Below are 17513 nucleotides of genomic sequence, written 5' to 3'. Positions count from 1 at the left end.
CCGCCCCTCCGGGGGATACGCCGCCAGGTCGGTGCGCCGGGGCCGGTTCGCCTGGACGGGGCGGTGGTCCTTCCCTCCGGGGGCCGGGTGGGGGACGATCGGGGTGTGCTTCGGCGAGACACCTTCGAGTATTCGGTCCAGGCCCGCTGCCCACGGGCCGAGGCGGTGGCGCTGCTCGGCGACCTGGCCCGGCAGGGTGAGCTGCATCCGCTGATCACGCGGGTGCGCCGGCTGCCGCCCCGGCCGGGCGCCCGGGCCAGTTACGCCATCACCGACCGGCTCGCCGCCGGGCCGCTGCGCTTCCCGGTGACGTACGAGGCGGATGTGCTGGTCGTCACCGACGACGAGATCGTCACGGTGGCCCGGCAGCGGCCGGCCACCACCGTGCGCAACCGCACCCGGCTGCGTGACGAGCCGGGCGGGGTGGTCCGGATCGACGTGGAGATCACTCTCGCCGCCCCGGCGCCGCTGTTCCGGTACGCCTTCCGGCAGGCCCGCTCGGCGCACCTTGGGCTGGCCCGGAGGCTGGGCGAGGTGCTGGACCGCGCCGGGGACGGCCCCGCCCAGCAGGCCTGAGCGGCGCGGCCGGGCCGACCGCAGCCCGGTTCAACAGCTTGTGCGCGTGACGTCCGGTGGCCCCGGGTGGGGCCACCGGACGCGCGGTCAGTACACCGACAGGTGCACGTGGTTGGTGTGGTCGCTGGACGGGTCCCCGTTGCCCCCGCTGTACGACTTCCAGCCGCTGCTGGGCAGCCAGATCTGCTTGAACCAGATCACGTACAGGACGGCGAGGTTGTCGGCGTTGCGGATGTAGTACGCCGCCAGGTTGTTGCCGTAGGTGCGGTCCCCGCCGGAGGCCACCCCGCCGAATCCGCCCTTCTGGGCGGCGAAGTCGCACGCCCGCCCCTTGGGATGCTCGCCGGAGCCGCTGGGCCGGTGGCAGGAGACGTACCGGGTGAAGCCGGCCGCCTTGGCCTGCTGGAGCGCGTGCAGCGTCCGCGGGGTGATGCAGCCGCTGGCCGGGGTCGGGTCGTTCACGCTGCACGACTCCGACGGCCAGGACCCGTCGGAGTTGCGCTTCGCCGGGGTGGCGTTCGCGCTGGAGGTGCCCCGGTTGGACCCGCCGCCGCTGGCGCTGGCCTTCTCGTTGGCCACGGTCAGGGCCTGCTCGGCCTGCTGCTTGCGCTTGGCCATCACGGTGACCTGCTTGCGCTGCTCGCGGATCTCCCCGTCGAGGGCCAGCCGGGTCTTGGCTGCCTGGTCCCGGGTCTCCAGCAGGTCGCGCAGCGCCCGGTCCTCGTTGGTGGCGACCGCGTCCAGCGCGGCGATCCGGTCCAGGAAGCCCGCGGGGCTGGTGCTGTTGAGCAGCGCGGACACCGGGCTGAGTCGTCCCGACTTGTACGCCACGCCGGCGATCTCGTCGACCTTGGCGCCGCGTACGGTCAGCTCTGCCTCGACCGTCTTGAGCTGGCTGCCGAGTTGCTGCTGCCGCTTGACCGAGCGGGCCAGGGCGTTCTTGGCGTCCAGGTAGCCCTTGCTGGCCGCCTCGAGTTGGGCGCGCAGGGCCGGGGTGCCGCCCTCCTCGTCCTGGCCGGGCGCGGCGGCTCGCAGACCGGTGGGCGGGGCCGCGCCGGCCGGGGCCACCGGCCCGAACCCGAGGCCGACGGCGAGCGTCAGCACCAGCATCGCCGCCATCCGGGCGGCGGTCCTTCGTACAGGTGCCACTACTGGCATACGCATGTCCTTCCGTCAGCCGCCGACCGGGTTAGCTGACGGGTTCGGGACGGAAGATCCCTACCGCTCATGCGGATACACCCCACGAACATGGTTCCCCGGCTCGCCAGGAGGCGATTAGGCGGCGGTCACCGCAGGCGCCGGAGGGCGCCGCCCGGCGGAGACCGGATGAGAGCCTACCGGTGCGGATGGGTCCCCCGCTGCGTCCGTGACGGACGGTGCGTGGGCCAATACGCTTAAAACCGGCATGAAGGCACAATACATCACCTGATTGATGGGTGTGGGTATCACCAGCCGGTCGGCCCGCAGGGGCCCGCCGACTCCCCGGGCTCCACCTGCAACGTGGCGTGCTCTATGTGGAAGTCCTCGTGCAGGGCGGTGCGGGCCGCGGCCAGCACCGCGCCCACCTCGGCGTCCGGCGCCATGGTCAGGTGGGCGGAGGCGACCTCCATGCCGGAGGTCAGCGTCCAGACGTGCAGGTCGTGCACCTCGACCACGCCGGGCACCGCCGCCAGGCGGTCGTGCACGGCGGTCACCTGGAGGTGCTCCGGCGCGGCCTGCACCAGGATGCGCACCGCGGCCCGTCCGAGCCGCCAGGTGCGGGGCAGGATGAACACGCCGATCGCGACGGCCACCAGTGGGTCCGCCCACCACCAGTCGGTGACGGCGATCAGCGCCGCGGCGCCGATCACCCCGACCGACCCGAGCAGGTCGCCCAGCACCTCCAGGTACGCCCCACGCAGGTTGATGCTCTCCTTCGCCCCGCTGCGCAGCAGGGCGAACGCGACCACGTTGGCGAGCAGGCCCAGCGTCGCCACCGCGAGCATCGGGCCGACGGTCACCTCGGGCGGCTCGCCGAACCGGCGGACCGCCTCGACGAGGACGTAGACCGCGACGCCGCTGAGCAGGACGGCGTTACCGAGCGCGGCGAGCACCTCCAGCCGGTAGAGCCCGAAGGTGCGCTGGGGGTCGGTGGTGGCCCGCCGGGTGGCGGTGATCGCGGCCAGCGCCATGCCGATGCCGAGCACGTCGGTGAACATGTGCCCGGCGTCGGAGAGCAGCGCCAGCGAGCCGGTGCCGAACGCGGCCACCGCCTCGACGATCATCAGGGTGGCGAGCAGCGCGAAGGCCGCCCAGAGCCGCCCTGAGTGGCGGTCCGCGGCGTTCGCCACCGCGCCGTGGTGGTCATGACCTGCGCCCACGCCAACACCCTCCGTCCCCGATCCGGACTCGGCCAAATGTATGCTCACATCGCTATGTGTGCAAGTGAACGTCCGGTGTCCGACCGGGGACGGGGCGCCGGTCGGTCAGCCGGTCAGCCGGTCGGATCGATCGTGGTCAGCCGCTGGGTGGCCCGGGACAGCGCCACGTACAGCGTCCGCACGCCGGAGCCCGGATCGGCCCGGATCTCGGCCGGTGCGACCAGCACGACCCCGTCGTACTCCATGCCCTTGGCCTGGAGACTGGTCACCACCTGCAGGCGCGGCGCGGCCAGGCCGGCGAGCCAGCCGGCGACCTCGTCCCGGCGCGGTACCGGCGTGATCACCCCGACCGTCCCCTCCACCTCGCCGAGCAGCGCGGCGACCGCCGCGACGGTGGCCCGTTCGAGTTCGGCCGGCGGCACGGTCAGCGCGACCGGCTCCACGCCGGTGGACCGCACCGCGCTGGGCAGCCTGAGGTCCGGGTAGAGCCGGCGGATCTCCGCCGCCGCCACCGCGAAGATCTCCGCCGAGTTGCGGTAGTTGGTGGTCAGCTCGAACTGGTGCCGGCGTCGCCGGCCCAGCGCCTGGTCCCGGGCCCGGGTCAGCTCCTCCTCCGCGCCCGTCCACGCGGTCTGCGCCGGGTCGCCCACCACCGTCCAGGACGCCAGCCGGCCGCGCCGGCCGACCATCCGCCACTGCATCGGGGAGACGTCCTGCGCCTCGTCGACCACCACGTGCGCGTAGTCGCGGTAGTCCTCCGGGCGCTCCCGGGCCGCCTCCCGGGCCGCCCGCTGCCGGTCGGCCTGCGTGCTCAGCTCCCGCACGCCCCCGGCGAGCTGGAACGGGTCCCGCTTGGCCCGCTTCGGCTGCATCGGCTTGCCCAGCAGCGCGTCCAACTCGTCCAGCAGGGCGATGTCGGCGATCGTGAGACCTTCGGTGTCCAGCGTCCGGTACGCCTCGGAGAGCAGGCCGATCTCCGCCCGGGACAGGATCCCCCCGGCGTACCGGCGCAGCTGGTCCGGGCGGGCCAGCCAGCCCAGCACGTGCCGGGGGTGCAGCCGGGGCCACCACGCCTTCAGGAACTCGCGGAAATCGGCCCGCTCGGCGATCTCGGCCTCGAACGCGGGCTGCTCGGGCAGTTGGCGGATGCTCAGTCGCCGGGCCTGGGCCCACAGCGCGGCGAACACGCCGTCGAAGCCGGCCCGGCGCGCCTCGTTGCGGCGGGCCCCCCGGGACAGCGCCCGGTCCCGGATGCTGTCCAGCTCCCGGTGGTCCAGCCGGAGCAGCGCGCCCCGGTAGAGCAGGCGCAGCTCGCCCGGCCCGCCCGGCACCGCGTCCCGCGCCGCCTGCTCCAGCACCCGTCGCATCCGCAGCGATCCCTTCACCGCAGCCACCTCGGGCGGGTCGGTGCGGGTCGCGTCCATCCCCGGGAACAGCGAGCCGAGCGAGTGCAGCGTCGCGGTCTCCTCGCCCAGCGACGGCAGCACCGAGGCGATGTACTCCACGAACACCGCCGACGGGCCGACCACCAGGATGCCGCCGCCGGCGTACCGGCTGCGGTCGGAGTACAACAGGTACGCCGCCCGGTGCAGGGCGACCGCCGTCTTGCCCGTCCCCGGGCCGCCGGAGACGATCGTCACCCCGGAGCCGGGGGAGCGGATCGCCTCGTCCTGCTCCCGCTGGATGGTGGCGATGATGTCCCGCATGCCCCGGCCGGTGGCCCGCGACAGGGTGGCCAGCAGCGCCCCGTCGCCCACCACCGCCATGTCCGGCGGGGCAGCCGCCGGGTCCAGCAGGTCGTCCTCGATCCGGGTCACCCGCTCGGACGTGGACCCGATGGTGCGCCGCCGCACCACGTCCATCGGCTGCGCCGGGGTGGCCTGGTAGAACGCGGCGGCGGCCGGGGCCCGCCAGTCCACCACCAGGGTCTCCGCGTCCTCGCCGCGCACCCCGAGCCGCCCGACGTGCAGCACCTGCCGGTCGCGCAGGTCCAGCCGGCCGAAGACCAGCCCCTCGTGCTCGGCGTCGAGCCGGTGCCGGCGCTGGGCGGCGTGGAAGACCATCGCGTCCCGCTCGACGAGCGCGCCGAAGTTCCCCACCCGGGCCAGTTGGTAGCCGTCCTTCTCGGCCTGGGCGGCCGAGCGGCGCAGTTCGGTGAGGCGTGCGTACACCCGGTCGAGATGCCGCTGTTCGACGGCGATCTCCTGCTCCAGGGTGGTCCGGTCGGTCACGCGCAGCTCCTCGCAGACGGCGGCGGACGGCCGCGCCGGGGCGCAGGCCGCGCGCCGGGCTAACCGGAGAGGGTACGGCCACCGGTCGACCGGGACGCGGGGCCATGCCGTCGCCGCGATCCAGCCCACGTCCCGGCGCGAGCCAGCCCACGTCCCGGACCGCCGCTCACACCTGTGGCGCGGCCCCGGTCAGGCCGGGGAAGCCGGGTGTGGCGCGGCCGCCAGGGCCCGGTGCAGCACGCCGGCCACGGCGGCGTTCACCTGGTCCGGCCGCTCCATCATCAGCATGTGCCCGGCACCCGGGCAGACGGTCAGTTCGGTCGCCGGCAGCGCCGCCGCGATCGACTCGGCGCACGGCGGCGGGGTGAGCCGGTCCCGGTCGCCGACCAGCGCCGCCGCCGGGAGGCGGGCCAGCGCTGCGAGGGTGTCCAGCCGGTGCTGCGTCCCGATCGAGGCCCGGAAGCCGCCGATCGAGCGCAGCGAGGCGCGGGCCACCGCCGAGGTGACCAGTCGGATGTCGGTGGGCTCGCAGTGATCGCCGAAGAGCATCCAGCGGATGCTGGGCCGCAGGGCCCGCAGCAGCGCCCGGGGCGGGCGCCACGCGCCGCAGCGGGCCAGCACCCCGGCCCCGGCGGTCTCGGCCAGCCGGATCAGCCGGGCGATGCGCGGGGAGAGGCCGTAGGCGGTGTGGGTGTGCCCCTCGGCCGTGGTCGAGACGAAGACCAGCCCGGCCGTGCGGGCTGCGAAGTGCCGGGGGTGGCGGTGCGCGTACTCCATGATCGTCATGCCGCCCATCGAGTGCCCGACCAGCACCACCGGCCCGGCCGGGGCGACCGCGTCGAGCACGGCGACCAGGTCGTCGCCGAGCTGGGCGAGGGTGGCGGTGCGCAGCGCCATGCAGCTCGACCGGCCGTGCCCCCGGGCGTCGTAGGTCACCACCCGGACCCGGCCGCCGAACCGCTCGCGGACCCCGGCGAGCTGCCGGTGCCAGCTCCGCCCGTCCAGCGTCCAGCCGTGCAGCAGGAACGCGGTGACCTCGGCGTCCGCCGGCCCGGACACCTCGACGTGCAGCCGTACGTCGTCGGCGAGCCGCACCTCGGTCTGTTCCAGCATCGCCGCCTCCCCTCGGGCCGCCACGAGAACTTCGCCACCTGGTGACCCGGCGGTAACACCGGCTACCCGTCATGACACCACGCCAACCCTCCAAGGGGAAGGAAGAGCACCCGGCCGACGCCCCCCGGTGGGTGGGAGGTGACGGTGGGTGGGAGGCGGAGACGACGAACCGCCCGCCGGGTCGACCGGCGGGCGGTTCGTGGTGTCGCGGTGGGCTGGCTCAGCCGCCGAAGACGCCGGCCTCGGCGAGGCGCTTCTCGGTGGCGTCCCAGCCGTGGTCCGGGTGGGTGGCCGCGAGGTTGTTCAGCTCGGCCCGGATCTTGACGGCGTGGCCGGCTGCGGCCAGCACCCGGATCTCCTCGACGAAGGCCTCGGAGTCGGTGCGCAGGTGCGCGGTCTTGCCGTTGGTCAGGTTGCGCACGTAGGCGTGCTTGCCGCCGTTGAGCGGGATGACGTACTTGAACTCGCCCAGCACGCTGAGGGCGCCACCCTGGCCTGCCTGGCCGGCCCGGACTGACGCGCGCGCGGTCTTAGAGGTGTTGCTCGCCACGGAGGTACTCCTTGAGACGTACGGGAGGACGGTAACGTCCGGGGGCTGTGGCGGGTGACGCTCGGGATGAGCCTCGACCCGCCGAAGTTGTGCGCGGCAACAAGCCGCCGAGAGAACTTTACACGACCGCGATGCCTGGCTGGTCACCGTGCCTGTCTGAGGGACACAACCACGGACGCCGGCCCGACATTCCGCCGGGTCGACCCGCCCGCCCGCCCGGGAGCGGCCGCTCCGGACGCCCCGGGACGGCCGCGCCGGGCACCCCTGGCGGGGTGGATCCGAGCACCGGTTCCGGCGAATTCCCCGATTCTCTGGCGCACCATCCGTCCCACCAGTCATCATGTGTTGCAACAGCCACTCGGGTGGTCGAGGTCGTAGGGGAAGACGCACCTCGCTCTCCGGGAGGTCACCGTGCCAACGCGTGGCGTCGTATACGTCCACTCGACCCCGCTCGCCGTGTGCTCGCACGTCGAGTGGGCGATCGCGCGCGTCCTCGCCGCGCCGGTCAACCTGCAGTGGACGGCTCAGCCCGTCGATCCCGGCGCCCGCCGCGCCGAGTGCGGGTGGACCGGTCGCCCGGGGACGGGCGCCGAGCTGGCTGCTGCCCTTCGGCAGTGGCCCATGATCCGTTTCGAGGTGACCGAGGAACCGAGTGCCGGCGTCGACGGCGAGCGCTTCATGTACGTCCCGGGCCGGGGACTGTTCCGGGCCACCGTCGGCGTGGCCGGCGACATCCAGCTGGGCGAGGACCGGCTGCGCGCCGTCATGGCCGCCGCCCGGGCCCCGGAGGCGCTGGCGCACGCCCTCGACAAGGCGCTCGGCACCGCGTGGGACGCCGAGCTTGAGCCCTACCGGTACGCCGGCGACGGCGCACCGGTGACCCGGCTCACCCGGGTCGGCTGAACCGCGCCACCGCGCGTCCCCAGCAGGGGTGGCGCTGCCCTCGACACGCCCGACGGGGTGATGTTTGACCAGGTCAAGTTGCCCTGATAAGGGGTGGACTGGTGGGATGGTCCGCGTGTCGATTACCCCGCGACGTGCCAGCGTCGCGCTCGCCGCCCTGACCGCTGTGCTCGTCACCGGATGCTCGGGGGAGCCGGACCGGCCCCGTCCCACGCCGTCGGCCAGCACGGTCACGGCGGAACCGACCGCGGCCGGCAGCCCGCCCGCCGCCGCCGACCCGGCCGCCCGGGCCGCCGCCCTGATCGGCACCCTCGCCGACGAGGACCTGGTCGGCCAGGTGCTGATGCCGTACGCGTACGGCAGTTCGGCGACGAAGGTCTCGGACGGCTCCGCCGCCGGCAACCGGTCCCTCGCCGGGGTGGCCACCCCGGCGGAGATGGTCGCGAAGTACCGGCTGGGCGGGCTGATCCTGGTCGGCTTCAGCGCCGACGACCCGACCGCCGGCAACCAGACCACCACCAACGTCGACAACCCGAAGCAGGTCCGCGAGCTGACCACCGGCCTGCGCGAGGCAGCCGGGAAGCTCCCCACCGGCGCCGCGCCCTTCCTGGTCGGCACCGACCAGGAGCACGGCATCGTCACCCGGATCACCGATGGCGTCACCCTGCTGCCCAGCCCGATGGCCGCCGGGGCGGCCGGCGACCCGGCGCTGACCGAGGCGGCCTGGCGGGCCGCCGGCGCCGAGCTGGCCGCGATGGGGATCAACATGGACTTCGCCCCGGTCGCCGACGTGCTCGCCACCCGCAGCACGGTGATCGGCTCCCGGTCCTTCGGCGCCGACCCGAAGCGGGCCTCGGCGCAGGTCGCCGGCGCGGTCAGGGGGTTGCAGAGCGCCGGGGTGGCGGCCAGCGTCAAGCACTTCCCCGGGCACGGCCTGAGCGCCACCGACTCGCACAAGGACGTCCCGGTGATCACCCAGAGCCGCAAGGTGCTCGACGGCACCGCGTTCCCGCCGTTCACCGCCGGGATCGACGCCGGCGCCCTCGCGGTGATGTCCGCCCACCTCGACGTCACCGCCATCGACCCGGGCACCCCGGCCACCTTCTCGCACAAGGTCCTCACCGACGTGCTGCGCGGCCAGCTCGGGTTCAAGGGCGTCGTGGTCACCGACGGGATGAACATGCCGCCGGCCAAGCGCTGGGCGCCGGGGGAGGCGGCGGTGCGGGCGCTCAAGGCCGGCAACGACCTGATCCTGATGCCCCCGAACGTCACCCAGGCGTACGACGGGCTGCTCGCCGCGCTGCGCGACGGCTCGCTGCCCCGGGCCCGGCTGGTCGAGGCGGTCACCCGGGTGCTGACCATGAAGTTCACCCTGGCCGACACGCCCGCCCCGGCGATGTCCACGCTGAACAGCCCCGAGCACCGGCAGGCCGCGGACGCACTGGCGGCCGGCGCGGTGACCGTGCTGCGCGGCTCCTGCGCGACCGGGGTGCGCGGCCCGGTCACCGTCACCTCCTCCGGGGGACGGGAGAAGACCCGGGACCTGCTGACCGAGGCGCTCACCGCCGCCGGGGTGAAGGTGGTCCCGAGCGGCGGCACGAGGGTGCACCTCGTCGGGTACGGCGACGGCACGGCCGATCTCAGCGCCGACGCCGCGGTGACCGTGGCGATGGACACCCCGTACCTGCTTGCGAAGGCGAAGTCACCGACGCTGCTGGCCACGTACTCCTCCGGCCGGGCGTCGATGACCGCGCTGGCGAACGTGCTCGCCGGCAAGGCCCGACCGGCCGGCCGGTCCCCGGTGCCGGTCTCCGGTCTGCCCGCCACGGCCTGCGGCAACTGACCCGGCGGGCGCGGCATCCAGGGTCGCGCGCGGGGGCCTTCGGGCCGGGCTCCGGCTGATAGCGTTCGGCTGTCCGACTGCGCAGACGAGACGGAGGCCAGCCCCGTGACGCGACCGGAGCCGGCACTGTCCGTGGTGGTCCCGATGTTCAACGAGGAGAGCGTGCTGCCGCTGTTCGCCCGGCGGCTGCGCGCGGTCCTCGACGCGCTCGACGAGCCGTACGAGGTGCTGGCGGTCGACGACGGCAGCACCGACGGCACCGCCGCCGGCCTGGCCGGGCTGCGCGCCCGCTGGCCGCAACTGCGGGTGCTGCGGCTGCGCCGCAACAGCGGTCACCAGGCCGCCCTGGTCGCAGGGTTGCTGCGGGCCCTGGGCCGGTACGTGGTCAGCATCGACGCCGACCTCCAGGATCCGCCGGAGACCATCGCCGAGATGCTGCGCCGGGCCCGCGCCGACGGCCTGGACATCGTCTACGGGGTCCGCGCCGACCGCAGCCGGGACACCCGGTTCAAGCGGTGGACCGCCGCCGGCTACTACCGGCTGATGCGCCGGCTGGTCGGCAAGCAGGTGCCCGCCCAGGCCGGCGACTTCCGGCTGCTCAGCAGGGCGGCCGTGGAGGCGCTGCGCGAGCTGCCCGAGCGCAGCCCCGTGCTGCGGTTGGTGGTGCCGTGGCTCGGCTTCCCCAGCGGCGAGGTGGCCTATCAGCGTGAGGAACGCGCCGCCGGCCGGACGAAGTACCCGCTGTCCAGGATGGCCGGGCTGGCCGCGGAGAGCGTCACCAGCTTCTCCGCCGCGCCGCTGCGGGTGGCCACCTGGCTGGGGCTGGCCGGGGTGGCGGTCTGCGGGATGCTGGTGGTGGTGGCGGTCGTCGCCTGGCTGGCCGGGGGCACGGTCACCGGCTGGCCCTCGCTGTACGTGGCGATCCTGTTCCTCGGCGCGGTGCAGCTGCTCTGCCTCGGCCTACTCGGCGAGTACGTGGCCCGGATCTACACCGCGGTGCAGGCCCGCCCGGCGTACTTCGTGGCCACCGACACCGACACCGACACCGATCCGGCCCCGGAGGCCGGCGCCGCCCCGGCCGGCCCCGGCGGGCCGGCCGAGCTGGCCGACAGCCTCCGGTGACCGCACTGGCCACCGGAGACCCGTCGGGCCCCGGCCCATCCGGCCCCGGCCCATCCGGCCCCGGCCCGTCCGGCGCGGCTGGGCTCGCGGCCCGGGCGGCCCGCCCGGCCGTCCTGCGGTACGCCCCCGCCGTCGCCAGCTACGCCGTGATCGTGGCCGTCCTGCTCGGCACCGGAACCCCGGTTGCCGACCTGGCCCGGTGGACCGGGTACCTGCTGCTGGCCGTGCTGCTGCCCGGCACTCTGGTGTTCCGGGCGCTGCGCCGCCGGCCGCACACCCTGGTCGAGGACCTGGCGTTCGGCGCGGCCGTCGGCCTGATGCTGGAGCTGGCCGGCTGGGCGGTGTTCACCGCCGCCGGGGTGCCCCACCTGCTGTGGCTCTGGCCGCTGGCGGTGCTCGCGCCGTTCGCGGCGGTGCCCCGGCTGCGCCGGCACTGGCGGGTGTCCGGGTACGCCCCGGTGCCGACCGGGTGGGCGTGGGCGCTGGCCGGGGTGGTCGCCGGGTTCACCCTCTACCTGTACGAGTCGTTCCTGCGGGTCAACCCGGTGCTGCCCACCGACGAGGGGCAGGCGCAGTACATCGACCTGGCGTTCCAGCTCTCGCTGGCCGGCGCGGCCACCCACCAGGCGCCGCTGGACGTGCCGCAGGTCGCCGGGGAGCCGCTGCACTACCACTGGTTCGGCTTCGCCCACTTCGCGGCGGCCAGCCTGGTCAGCGGCGTGGACCTGCCGACGGTCTTCTTCCGGCTCGGCGTGCCGACGCTCTGCGCGCTGGCCGCCGTGCTGGTCGCGGTGGTCGGCTGGCGGGTCACCGGCCGGCCGTACGCCGGGGTGGTCGCCGCCGCGCTGATGTTCACCGTCGGCGAGTTCGGCTACGAGAACGGGGTCCGCCAGCTCTTCGGGACCCAGGCCACCTTCATCGTCTGGGGCAGCCCGTCGATGACGTACAGCTGGGTGTTGCTGCTGCCGTTGATCGCGGCGCTGGGTGAGCTGGTCGGCCGGGCCCGGGGCTCGGCGGTGCCGGCGCTGGGGCGCGGGGCGTGGGTGCTCGCCGCGCTGTTCCTGGCCGCCTCGACCGGGGCGAAGGCCAGCTCGGTGCCGGTGGTGCTGGCCGCGCTGGCGTTCGTCGCGGCGGTGTCGCTGGCGTTCCGCCGCAGGCTGCCCCGGGTGGTGCTGGCGGCGGCCGGGCTGGCGCTGGCCGCGCAGCTCTTCGCCACGGCGGTGCTGTTCGCGTTCGAGAGCCACGGGGTGAGCGTGGACCCGTTCTCGGGGCTGCGCCCGTACGTCCTGTCGGGGCGGCCGGCGGGGACGACGGCGCTGCAGTGGGTGTTGGTCTTCGTCGCGTTCCTGCTGAACCTCCAGCTCCGGCTGGCCGGGGTGGCTGCGCTGCTGCGGCTGCGCCGCTGGCGGCTGGAGCCGGTGCAGGTGTTCCTGCTCGGCGGGGCGCTCGCCGGCCCGGCGATCTACCTGCTGGTGGGGCACCCGGGCAGCAGCAACCAGTACTTCACCCGGGCCGGGTTCGCGTTCGGGGTGATCCTGTCCGCGTGGGGCTGGGTGGAGCTGCTGGACTCCGCCGCGCTGGGTGCCCGGGGCCGGGCGCTGCTCGGGGCGGGGGCGGCCGGGTTCGCCGTGCTGCTCACCGCCGTCCAGTTGCGCTTCCCGGCCGCCTCGCCGGCCACCCCGTCGTACGCGTCGGTGCTGCCGCTGCTGACCTGGGCGGCGGCGCTGCTGGGGGTGGCGCTGCTGGTGCAGCTCTGCTGGCCGGCGCTGGTCGGGCGCTGGCCGGGGCTGGCCGGCCGGGGCCCGGCGATGCTGCTCACCGCCGCCCTGGTCGCGGGCGCGCCGGGGCTGGTGCTGGACGCCGCCGCCGCAAACCGGTTCCCCAACGGCGGGGCGTACCCGGCGGAGCGGATGCCGGCCTCCCGGGTGGCGGCTGCCCGCTGGGTGCACGAGCACAGCGACCCGGGCGACGTGGTGGCCACCAACGTGCACTGCCGGGCGGTGGTCAGCGGCTGGTGCGACGCCCGGTCGTTCTGGCTGAGCGGGTACACCGAACGGTCGGTGCTGGTGGAGGGGTGGGCGTTCGCGCCCCGGATGGTCGGCCTGCCCGGAGGCCCGTACGCGCCGTTCTGGGATCAGGAGCGGCTGCGGGCCAACGACGCCGCGTTCACCGCCCCCACCGTCGCCGGCCTGGCGGAGCTGCGCGACTCCTACGGCGTCCGCTGGCTCGTCGTCGACCGTCAGGTCGCCCCGGAGTCCCCGACCCTGGCGACCCTCGCCGACCTCCGCTACACCAACGCCCGAATGGCCGTCTACCACCTACGCTGACCCCCACCCACCCCCACCCAGGCCGCGCAAGTTCTGGGAATTCGTGGTCATGAAGCGCCGGAAGGCCACTCTTTCCGAGAATTTGCGCGGGGCGCGGGGCGCGGGGCGCGGGGCGCGGGGGGACGGGCGAAGGGCGCGGGGGGACGGGCGAAGGGCGCGGGGGGACGGGCGAAGGGCCCGTCGGTGACGCGAACGCGTCACCGACGGGCCCTTCTGGCGCGTCAGCTCAGGGGGAGCTTGCTGGCCAGGGCCGAGCCGTTCGACTCGAACGCGGTCAGCAGGGCGCTGGGGCGGCCCGAGGCGACCGGGACCACGACGGTCACCGGGCGGCCGGCGGTCAGCTCGACGGTCCGGTCACCGAGGGCGGTGGTGCCGTTCCAGGCGTACAGGTACGCCGTGCCGGCCCGGTCGGCCCGCAGGGTGACCAGCACCCCACCGGCCACCCGGCGCTGGTCGGTCAGCCGCAGCGCCTTCTCGGGCAGCTTGGCCACGGCGGCCGGGGCCACCCCGTCCACCGCCGACTGGGCGATGGTCTGCGGGCTGTGCACGCTGCGGGCGGAGGTGTCCGGGAACACCGGGGCGCTGGGCTGCTGCTGCGCCGGGGTGTATCCGGGCAGGGTGGCCAGGCCGTAGCGGTACGGGTCGGCCCGGACACCGTTGAAGGTGGACCAGCCCAGCCGCGACTGGGAGCTGAGGTCCTGGGTGTCCGAGTCGTAGACCAGCACGTTGAAGCCCATCCGGGCCGGGTCCACCGCGTCGGGCAGCACCGAGAACGGGATGCTCGCCTCGATGGTGTAGCCCGCGTACGGGCTGGTGACCTTGCTGACCACGGTCATCCCCGGCGCGGTGGTGGCGCCCGGTCCCTGCCGGTTGTCGGCGTCGCGCTGCCAGCACGGCGGGTTGCCGTTGGCCGGGTCGTCGGTGATCGGGAAGATGCCGGCCTTGAACACGGTGGAGGTGTCCGCCGAGTTCCCCTTCGGGTCGACGATGATCTCCACGCTGTCGGTGCGGCGCTGCCGCTTGCAGTCCTGCGGCACCACCTTCGTGCCGAGCACGTCGTCGGTGACCTGCACGTACACCTTCAGCGCGTCGGCGGTCCAGGCGATGTGGCCCTTCGCCGAGGCGTCCTGCGGGGTGGTGGCCTGCCCCTCCCAGATGCGGGAGAAGTCCAGCTCCGCGCCGGGGTACTCGCCGGGGGAGGCCACGCCGTCGACGGCGTGGTCGTGACCGGCCTGCGGCACCTCGGTGGTCGGCACGATCTCCAGGGCGCCGGTCTCCACGGTGCTGCCGGCGGCGCTGGTGGTGGTGATGGTGATGCCGTAATCGCCGCCCGTGCCGCCCTCGTTGGCGGTCGGCAGGCTGGCGTCGGCAGTCACGTTGAAGGTGACCGCCCCGGTCGCGCCGGGGGCCAGGTCGGCGTAGCTCTTCGTCGCGGCGTCGGCGGTGAAGCCGGCGGGCAGGCCGAGGGTGACGGCGCCGCTCTGGGCGGCCTCGCCGTGGTTGCGCAGGTCGATCCGGACCGCCCGGCTCTGGCCGGAGCCGACGGTGAGCACCGGCTTGATCAGGGTGTCGAGCTGCGGGTATCCGCCCTCGCCGGCCCACTGCCGGAACACGCCGACCTCCTCCAGCGGCTCCAGGGTGCCGCGCACGTCGGCGACGACCCGGACGGCCCGGTCGGTGCGGCCGACGCCCTGGCGGGTGGTCAGGGTCGCGCCGATGAGCTGCTGCTGGTTGGTGTCGCTGTTCGCCGGCACGGTGACGGTGAACTTGCTGGTCCGCTCCTTGCCCGCCGGTACGGCGCTGTTCAGCGTCCCGGAGCCCTTGGCGGTCCAGCCCTGCGGCAGCCGCAGGTCGATCCGCGGCGCGGCCAGTGCCCGGTCCCGGGGCGCTCGCACGTGCGCGGTGACCTCGACGGTCTCGCCGGGGGCGAGGTCGAACCGGTCGGTGGTGAGGTACAGCTCGGCGCCCTTGGGCAGGCCGCCGGCCGCGTTCGGCAGTACGGATCCGCGCAGGATCGCTTCGGGGGAGGTGTCCGCCGGGTCGTACGGGACGCGGCTGTCGATCAGGGTGTAGAAGTCGCAGCGAATCTTGGTCGGGTCGGTGGAGGCGTCGCCGCTGTTGGCCCAGCCCTGGGTGACGTACTCCCGGCGGGCGTCGACCTCGATCGCGGCCCAGGTCTTGCCGGTGGCGCTCGGGGTGCCCTCCCAGACGCCGAAGACCTGGTCGGTCGGCACGGTGGGTACGAAGCTGGTGGCGCACTGCGGCCCGGCGGCCGAGGTGCCGGTGCCCCCGGAGCGCAGGAACTTCGCCGCCCGGAACGGCTTCAGCTTCTCCTTGCTGATCTGCTCCGGGAACGCGGCCGGGTCGGCGGCGGCCTGGAACGCCTCGGCGGCGAACCGGGCGGCCTGCTGGTGGTTGCCGTGGTTGCCCGGGGTCGGCGACGGGTTCATCGTCATGATGATCTCGGGCCGGGTCTGCCGGATCACCCGGACGATCTGCGCCAGGGTGTCGTCGTGCCCCCAGATCTGCTCGGACAGCGGGGCGGAGGCGGTGTACCAGAAGTCGACCCGGTCGAGGTTGTAGAGGTTCTTCACGCCGGCCTTGCCGATCGCGGTGCGCTCCTCGCGCTCCCGGATGATGCCGAGCGGCGGGCCCTCCTCGAGGCCGACGGCGTTGCCGCCGCCCTCGCCCCGGGTGATGGTGACGACGCCGGCCTTGGCGCCGTAGCGCTCCTTCCACTGGCCGAGGGTGGCGAGGCTGCCCGCCTCGTCGTCGGGGTGGGCGCTGACGAAGAGGACGTCCAGGTCGACGGCGTCGGTGGGAGAGGCGGGGGAGGCGAGAGCGGCGGTGGGCACCCCGGACAGGGCCAGGGCGAGCGCCGTGGGTAGCAGGAACGCCTTGATTCGCATGCAGATCCTTCCGGAACCACGAGGTCCGGGCAGCGACCACCGTCGTCGGACGCGGGGCGTCGACGCGAGAGTCGTGATCGGACGGCGAGTGGGTTGGGACGGGACGGTGGGCGCCGACGGGCGCATGGTCACCGGGGACAGCAGCGGCACGGTGGTCCGTACACACTGGAAGGCCTTCGCCCGGTGACGCTAAGGACCGGTGCGGCGGCCCGTCAATGCTTTGCAAGGACTTTCTTTCTTTGCAAAAGAAAGAAAGTGTGCCCGAACTGCCCTCGTAAGTGCCTGCGTGGCCGCATGCGCCCACCCCGACTGCCGTCGCCAAAGGGGATGTTTCCCCTGTTCGCGGAGGGGTTTGTCGGAGCCCGAGATCGTTTTGTTACTTGACTCCATAGTTCGTTCGCCGTAGGAAGGAAGTGTGACTGACGTGGTGACGCCACCAACGAGCCCGGTGAGCCGGGAGCGGTCGAAGGAGATCAAGCGGTTGTCCGTGATCTCCACCGCCCGCCAGGTTCGGCTGCTCTCGCGCGCCGAGCTGACCGAGCTCACCGGCCTGAGCCCCGCCACGCTCACCCCGCTCGTGCGCGAGCTGATCGCCGAGGGGTACCTCATCGAGCGGGGGCCCGGGGCGTCCCGCTCCGGCCGCCCCCGGGCGATGCTGGAGTTCAACCCGCGCGCCGAGCTGGTCGCCGCCGTCTCGCTGGAGCCGTCCCGGATCAGCTGCGAGATCGCCGACAGCGACGGCACCGTGGTCGCCCACCGGGCCGTCCGGCTCACCGGCGACATCATCGACACCATCTGCCGCTCGGTGCCCGAGCTGGCCGGCGACGGCCTGCCGGCGCTGCGCGGGGTGGCCATCGCCGCGCCCGGCGTCTCCTCCGGCGGTGCGGTCCGGCTGGCTCCCTCGGTCGGCCTCGTCGAGGGCCGGCCGATAGGGGAGTCGGTGCAGCGGCACCTCGGGGTGCCGGTGGTGGTGGACAACGACGTCAACCTGATGGCGGCCGGCGAGCACGCGGCCGGCGCCGGCAGCGACGTCGCCGACCTGCTGCTGCTGCACGTCGCCGACGGCATCGGCGCCGGCCTGGTGCTCGACGGCCAGGTCCGCCGGGGCGCGGGCGGGGCCGCCGGCGAGGTCGGCTTCCTGCCGCTGGACCCGGCCGACCGAGGCCACGACGGGATCGGCCCGTTCGAGGCCCGCTGGTCGGAGAACGCCATCGCCGAGCGGGTGGTGGCCCTGGCCCCCGGGCGCCGGCCGGACGCGCCGGTGGCCGCCCTGGTCGAGCTGGCCCGCGCCGACGAGCGGGCCGCCGCGTACCTGGACGAGGTGCTGACCGCCTGGTCCCGGCTGATCGTCTCCTGCGTCTGCGTCATCGACCCCGGTCGGGTGCTGCTCAGCGGGGCCGCCGCCCAGCTCGACGACCCGGCCGTCGACCGGCTCCAGTCGCTGGTCGACGCCGCCGCGCCGAGCGTCACCGAGGTCCGCCGGGCGGTGCTCGGCGACCGGGCCGTGCTGCACGGCGCGGTCAGCTACGCGCTCTCCGCCGCCGCGGCCGGCCTGCCGATCCTGCTCCCCAGCCCCTGA

The 17513-nt window shown here is 74.5% G+C and carries 12 protein-coding genes and 1 riboswitch; of the genes, 6 read left to right on the top strand and 6 right to left on the bottom strand.

From position 1 onward, the window contains the following. Nucleotides 1-105 precede the first annotated feature (105 nt). Nucleotides 106-576: an SRPBCC family protein gene (locus OG617_RS06170; RefSeq protein WP_405099479.1), complete on the top strand. Its 471-nt coding sequence runs from the start codon at nt 106-108 to the stop codon at nt 574-576. Between the two features lie 87 nt (nt 577-663). On the opposite strand, the gene OG617_RS06165 is transcribed toward OG617_RS06170, so the two are convergent. The 5 genes from OG617_RS06165 to OG617_RS06145 form a co-directional block, all read right to left on the bottom strand. Then, complete coding sequence (locus OG617_RS06165; protein ID WP_405099477.1) at nt 664-1734, bottom strand: coiled-coil domain-containing protein; 1071 nt, start codon at nt 1732-1734, stop codon at nt 664-666. Nucleotides 1735-1738: 4 nt separating this feature from the next. Further along, nucleotides 1739-1868: riboswitch (cyclic di-AMP (ydaO/yuaA leader) on the bottom strand. 153 nt (nt 1869-2021) lie between these two features. After that, entirely contained in the window at nt 2022-2936 is a 915-nt protein-coding gene (locus OG617_RS06160; RefSeq protein ID WP_405099475.1) for a cation diffusion facilitator family transporter, read from the bottom strand. Between the two features lie 113 nt (nt 2937-3049). Continuing rightward, complete coding sequence (locus OG617_RS06155; protein ID WP_405099473.1) at nt 3050-5167, bottom strand: HelD family protein; 2118 nt, start codon at nt 5165-5167, stop codon at nt 3050-3052. Nucleotides 5168-5356: 189 nt separating this feature from the next. Beyond that, the gene (locus tag OG617_RS06150) at nt 5357-6280 is read right to left on the bottom strand and encodes an alpha/beta fold hydrolase (protein ID WP_405099471.1); all 924 of its coding nucleotides are present in this window, start codon (nt 6278-6280) and stop codon (nt 5357-5359) included. A gap of 220 nt (nt 6281-6500) precedes the next feature. Further along, a complete protein-coding gene (locus OG617_RS06145; RefSeq protein WP_405099469.1) occupies nt 6501-6830 on the bottom strand; it encodes a hypothetical protein in 330 nt (109 codons plus the stop codon). Nucleotides 6831-7241: 411 nt separating this feature from the next. Here OG617_RS06145 and OG617_RS06140 point away from each other — a divergent pair, with 411 nt between their 5' ends. From OG617_RS06140 to OG617_RS06125, 4 genes are all read left to right on the top strand, one after another. Then, nucleotides 7242-7733 carry a DUF3145 domain-containing protein gene (locus tag OG617_RS06140; RefSeq protein WP_161691970.1) on the top strand — a complete coding sequence of 164 codons (492 nt, stop codon included), beginning with the start codon at nt 7242-7244 and terminating at the stop codon, nt 7731-7733. Nucleotides 7734-7839: 106 nt separating this feature from the next. Next, nucleotides 7840-9576 carry a glycoside hydrolase family 3 protein gene (locus tag OG617_RS06135; RefSeq protein WP_405099466.1) on the top strand — a complete coding sequence of 579 codons (1737 nt, stop codon included), beginning with the start codon at nt 7840-7842 and terminating at the stop codon, nt 9574-9576. Between the two features lie 105 nt (nt 9577-9681). Further along, complete coding sequence (locus OG617_RS06130) at nt 9682-10698, top strand: glycosyltransferase family 2 protein (RefSeq protein ID WP_405099464.1); 1017 nt, start codon at nt 9682-9684, stop codon at nt 10696-10698. Continuing rightward, the gene (locus OG617_RS06125; RefSeq protein ID WP_405099462.1) at nt 10695-13025 is read left to right on the top strand and encodes a hypothetical protein; all 2331 of its coding nucleotides are present in this window, start codon (nt 10695-10697) and stop codon (nt 13023-13025) included. Before OG617_RS06130 ends, OG617_RS06125 begins: the two co-directional genes overlap by 4 nt. Before the next feature lie 221 nt (nt 13026-13246). Here OG617_RS06125 and OG617_RS06120 read toward each other — a convergent pair whose 3' ends face one another. Next, complete coding sequence (locus tag OG617_RS06120; RefSeq protein WP_405099460.1) at nt 13247-15934, bottom strand: sugar-binding protein; 2688 nt, start codon at nt 15932-15934, stop codon at nt 13247-13249. 415 nt (nt 15935-16349) lie between these two features. Here OG617_RS06120 and OG617_RS06115 point away from each other — a divergent pair, with 415 nt between their 5' ends. Next, complete coding sequence (locus OG617_RS06115) at nt 16350-17513, top strand: ROK family protein (RefSeq protein WP_405099458.1); 1164 nt, start codon at nt 16350-16352, stop codon at nt 17511-17513.

The sequence above is a fragment of the Micromonospora sp. NBC_01412 genome (assembly GCF_045040215.1).
Taxonomy (GTDB): domain Bacteria; phylum Actinomycetota; class Actinomycetes; order Mycobacteriales; family Micromonosporaceae; genus Micromonospora; species Micromonospora rubida.
The sequence above is the reverse complement of the archived record's forward strand: the minus strand, read 5'-3'. Positions and strand labels throughout refer to the sequence as shown.

What these genes read in the sequence shown, in the direction of transcription:
- OG617_RS06165 (WP_405099477.1), bottom strand. Translation starts at nt 1,734, where the DNA reads ATGCCAGTAGTGGCACCTGTACGAAGGACCGCCGCCCGGATGGCGGCG.
- OG617_RS06150 (WP_405099471.1), bottom strand. Translation starts at nt 6,280, where the DNA reads ATGCTGGAACAGACCGAGGTGCGGCTCGCCGACGACGTACGGCTGCAC.
- OG617_RS06135 (WP_405099466.1), top strand. Translation starts at nt 7,840, where the DNA reads ATGGTCCGCGTGTCGATTACCCCGCGACGTGCCAGCGTCGCGCTCGCC.
- OG617_RS06120 (WP_405099460.1), bottom strand. Translation starts at nt 15,934, where the DNA reads ATGCGAATCAAGGCGTTCCTGCTACCCACGGCGCTCGCCCTGGCCCTG.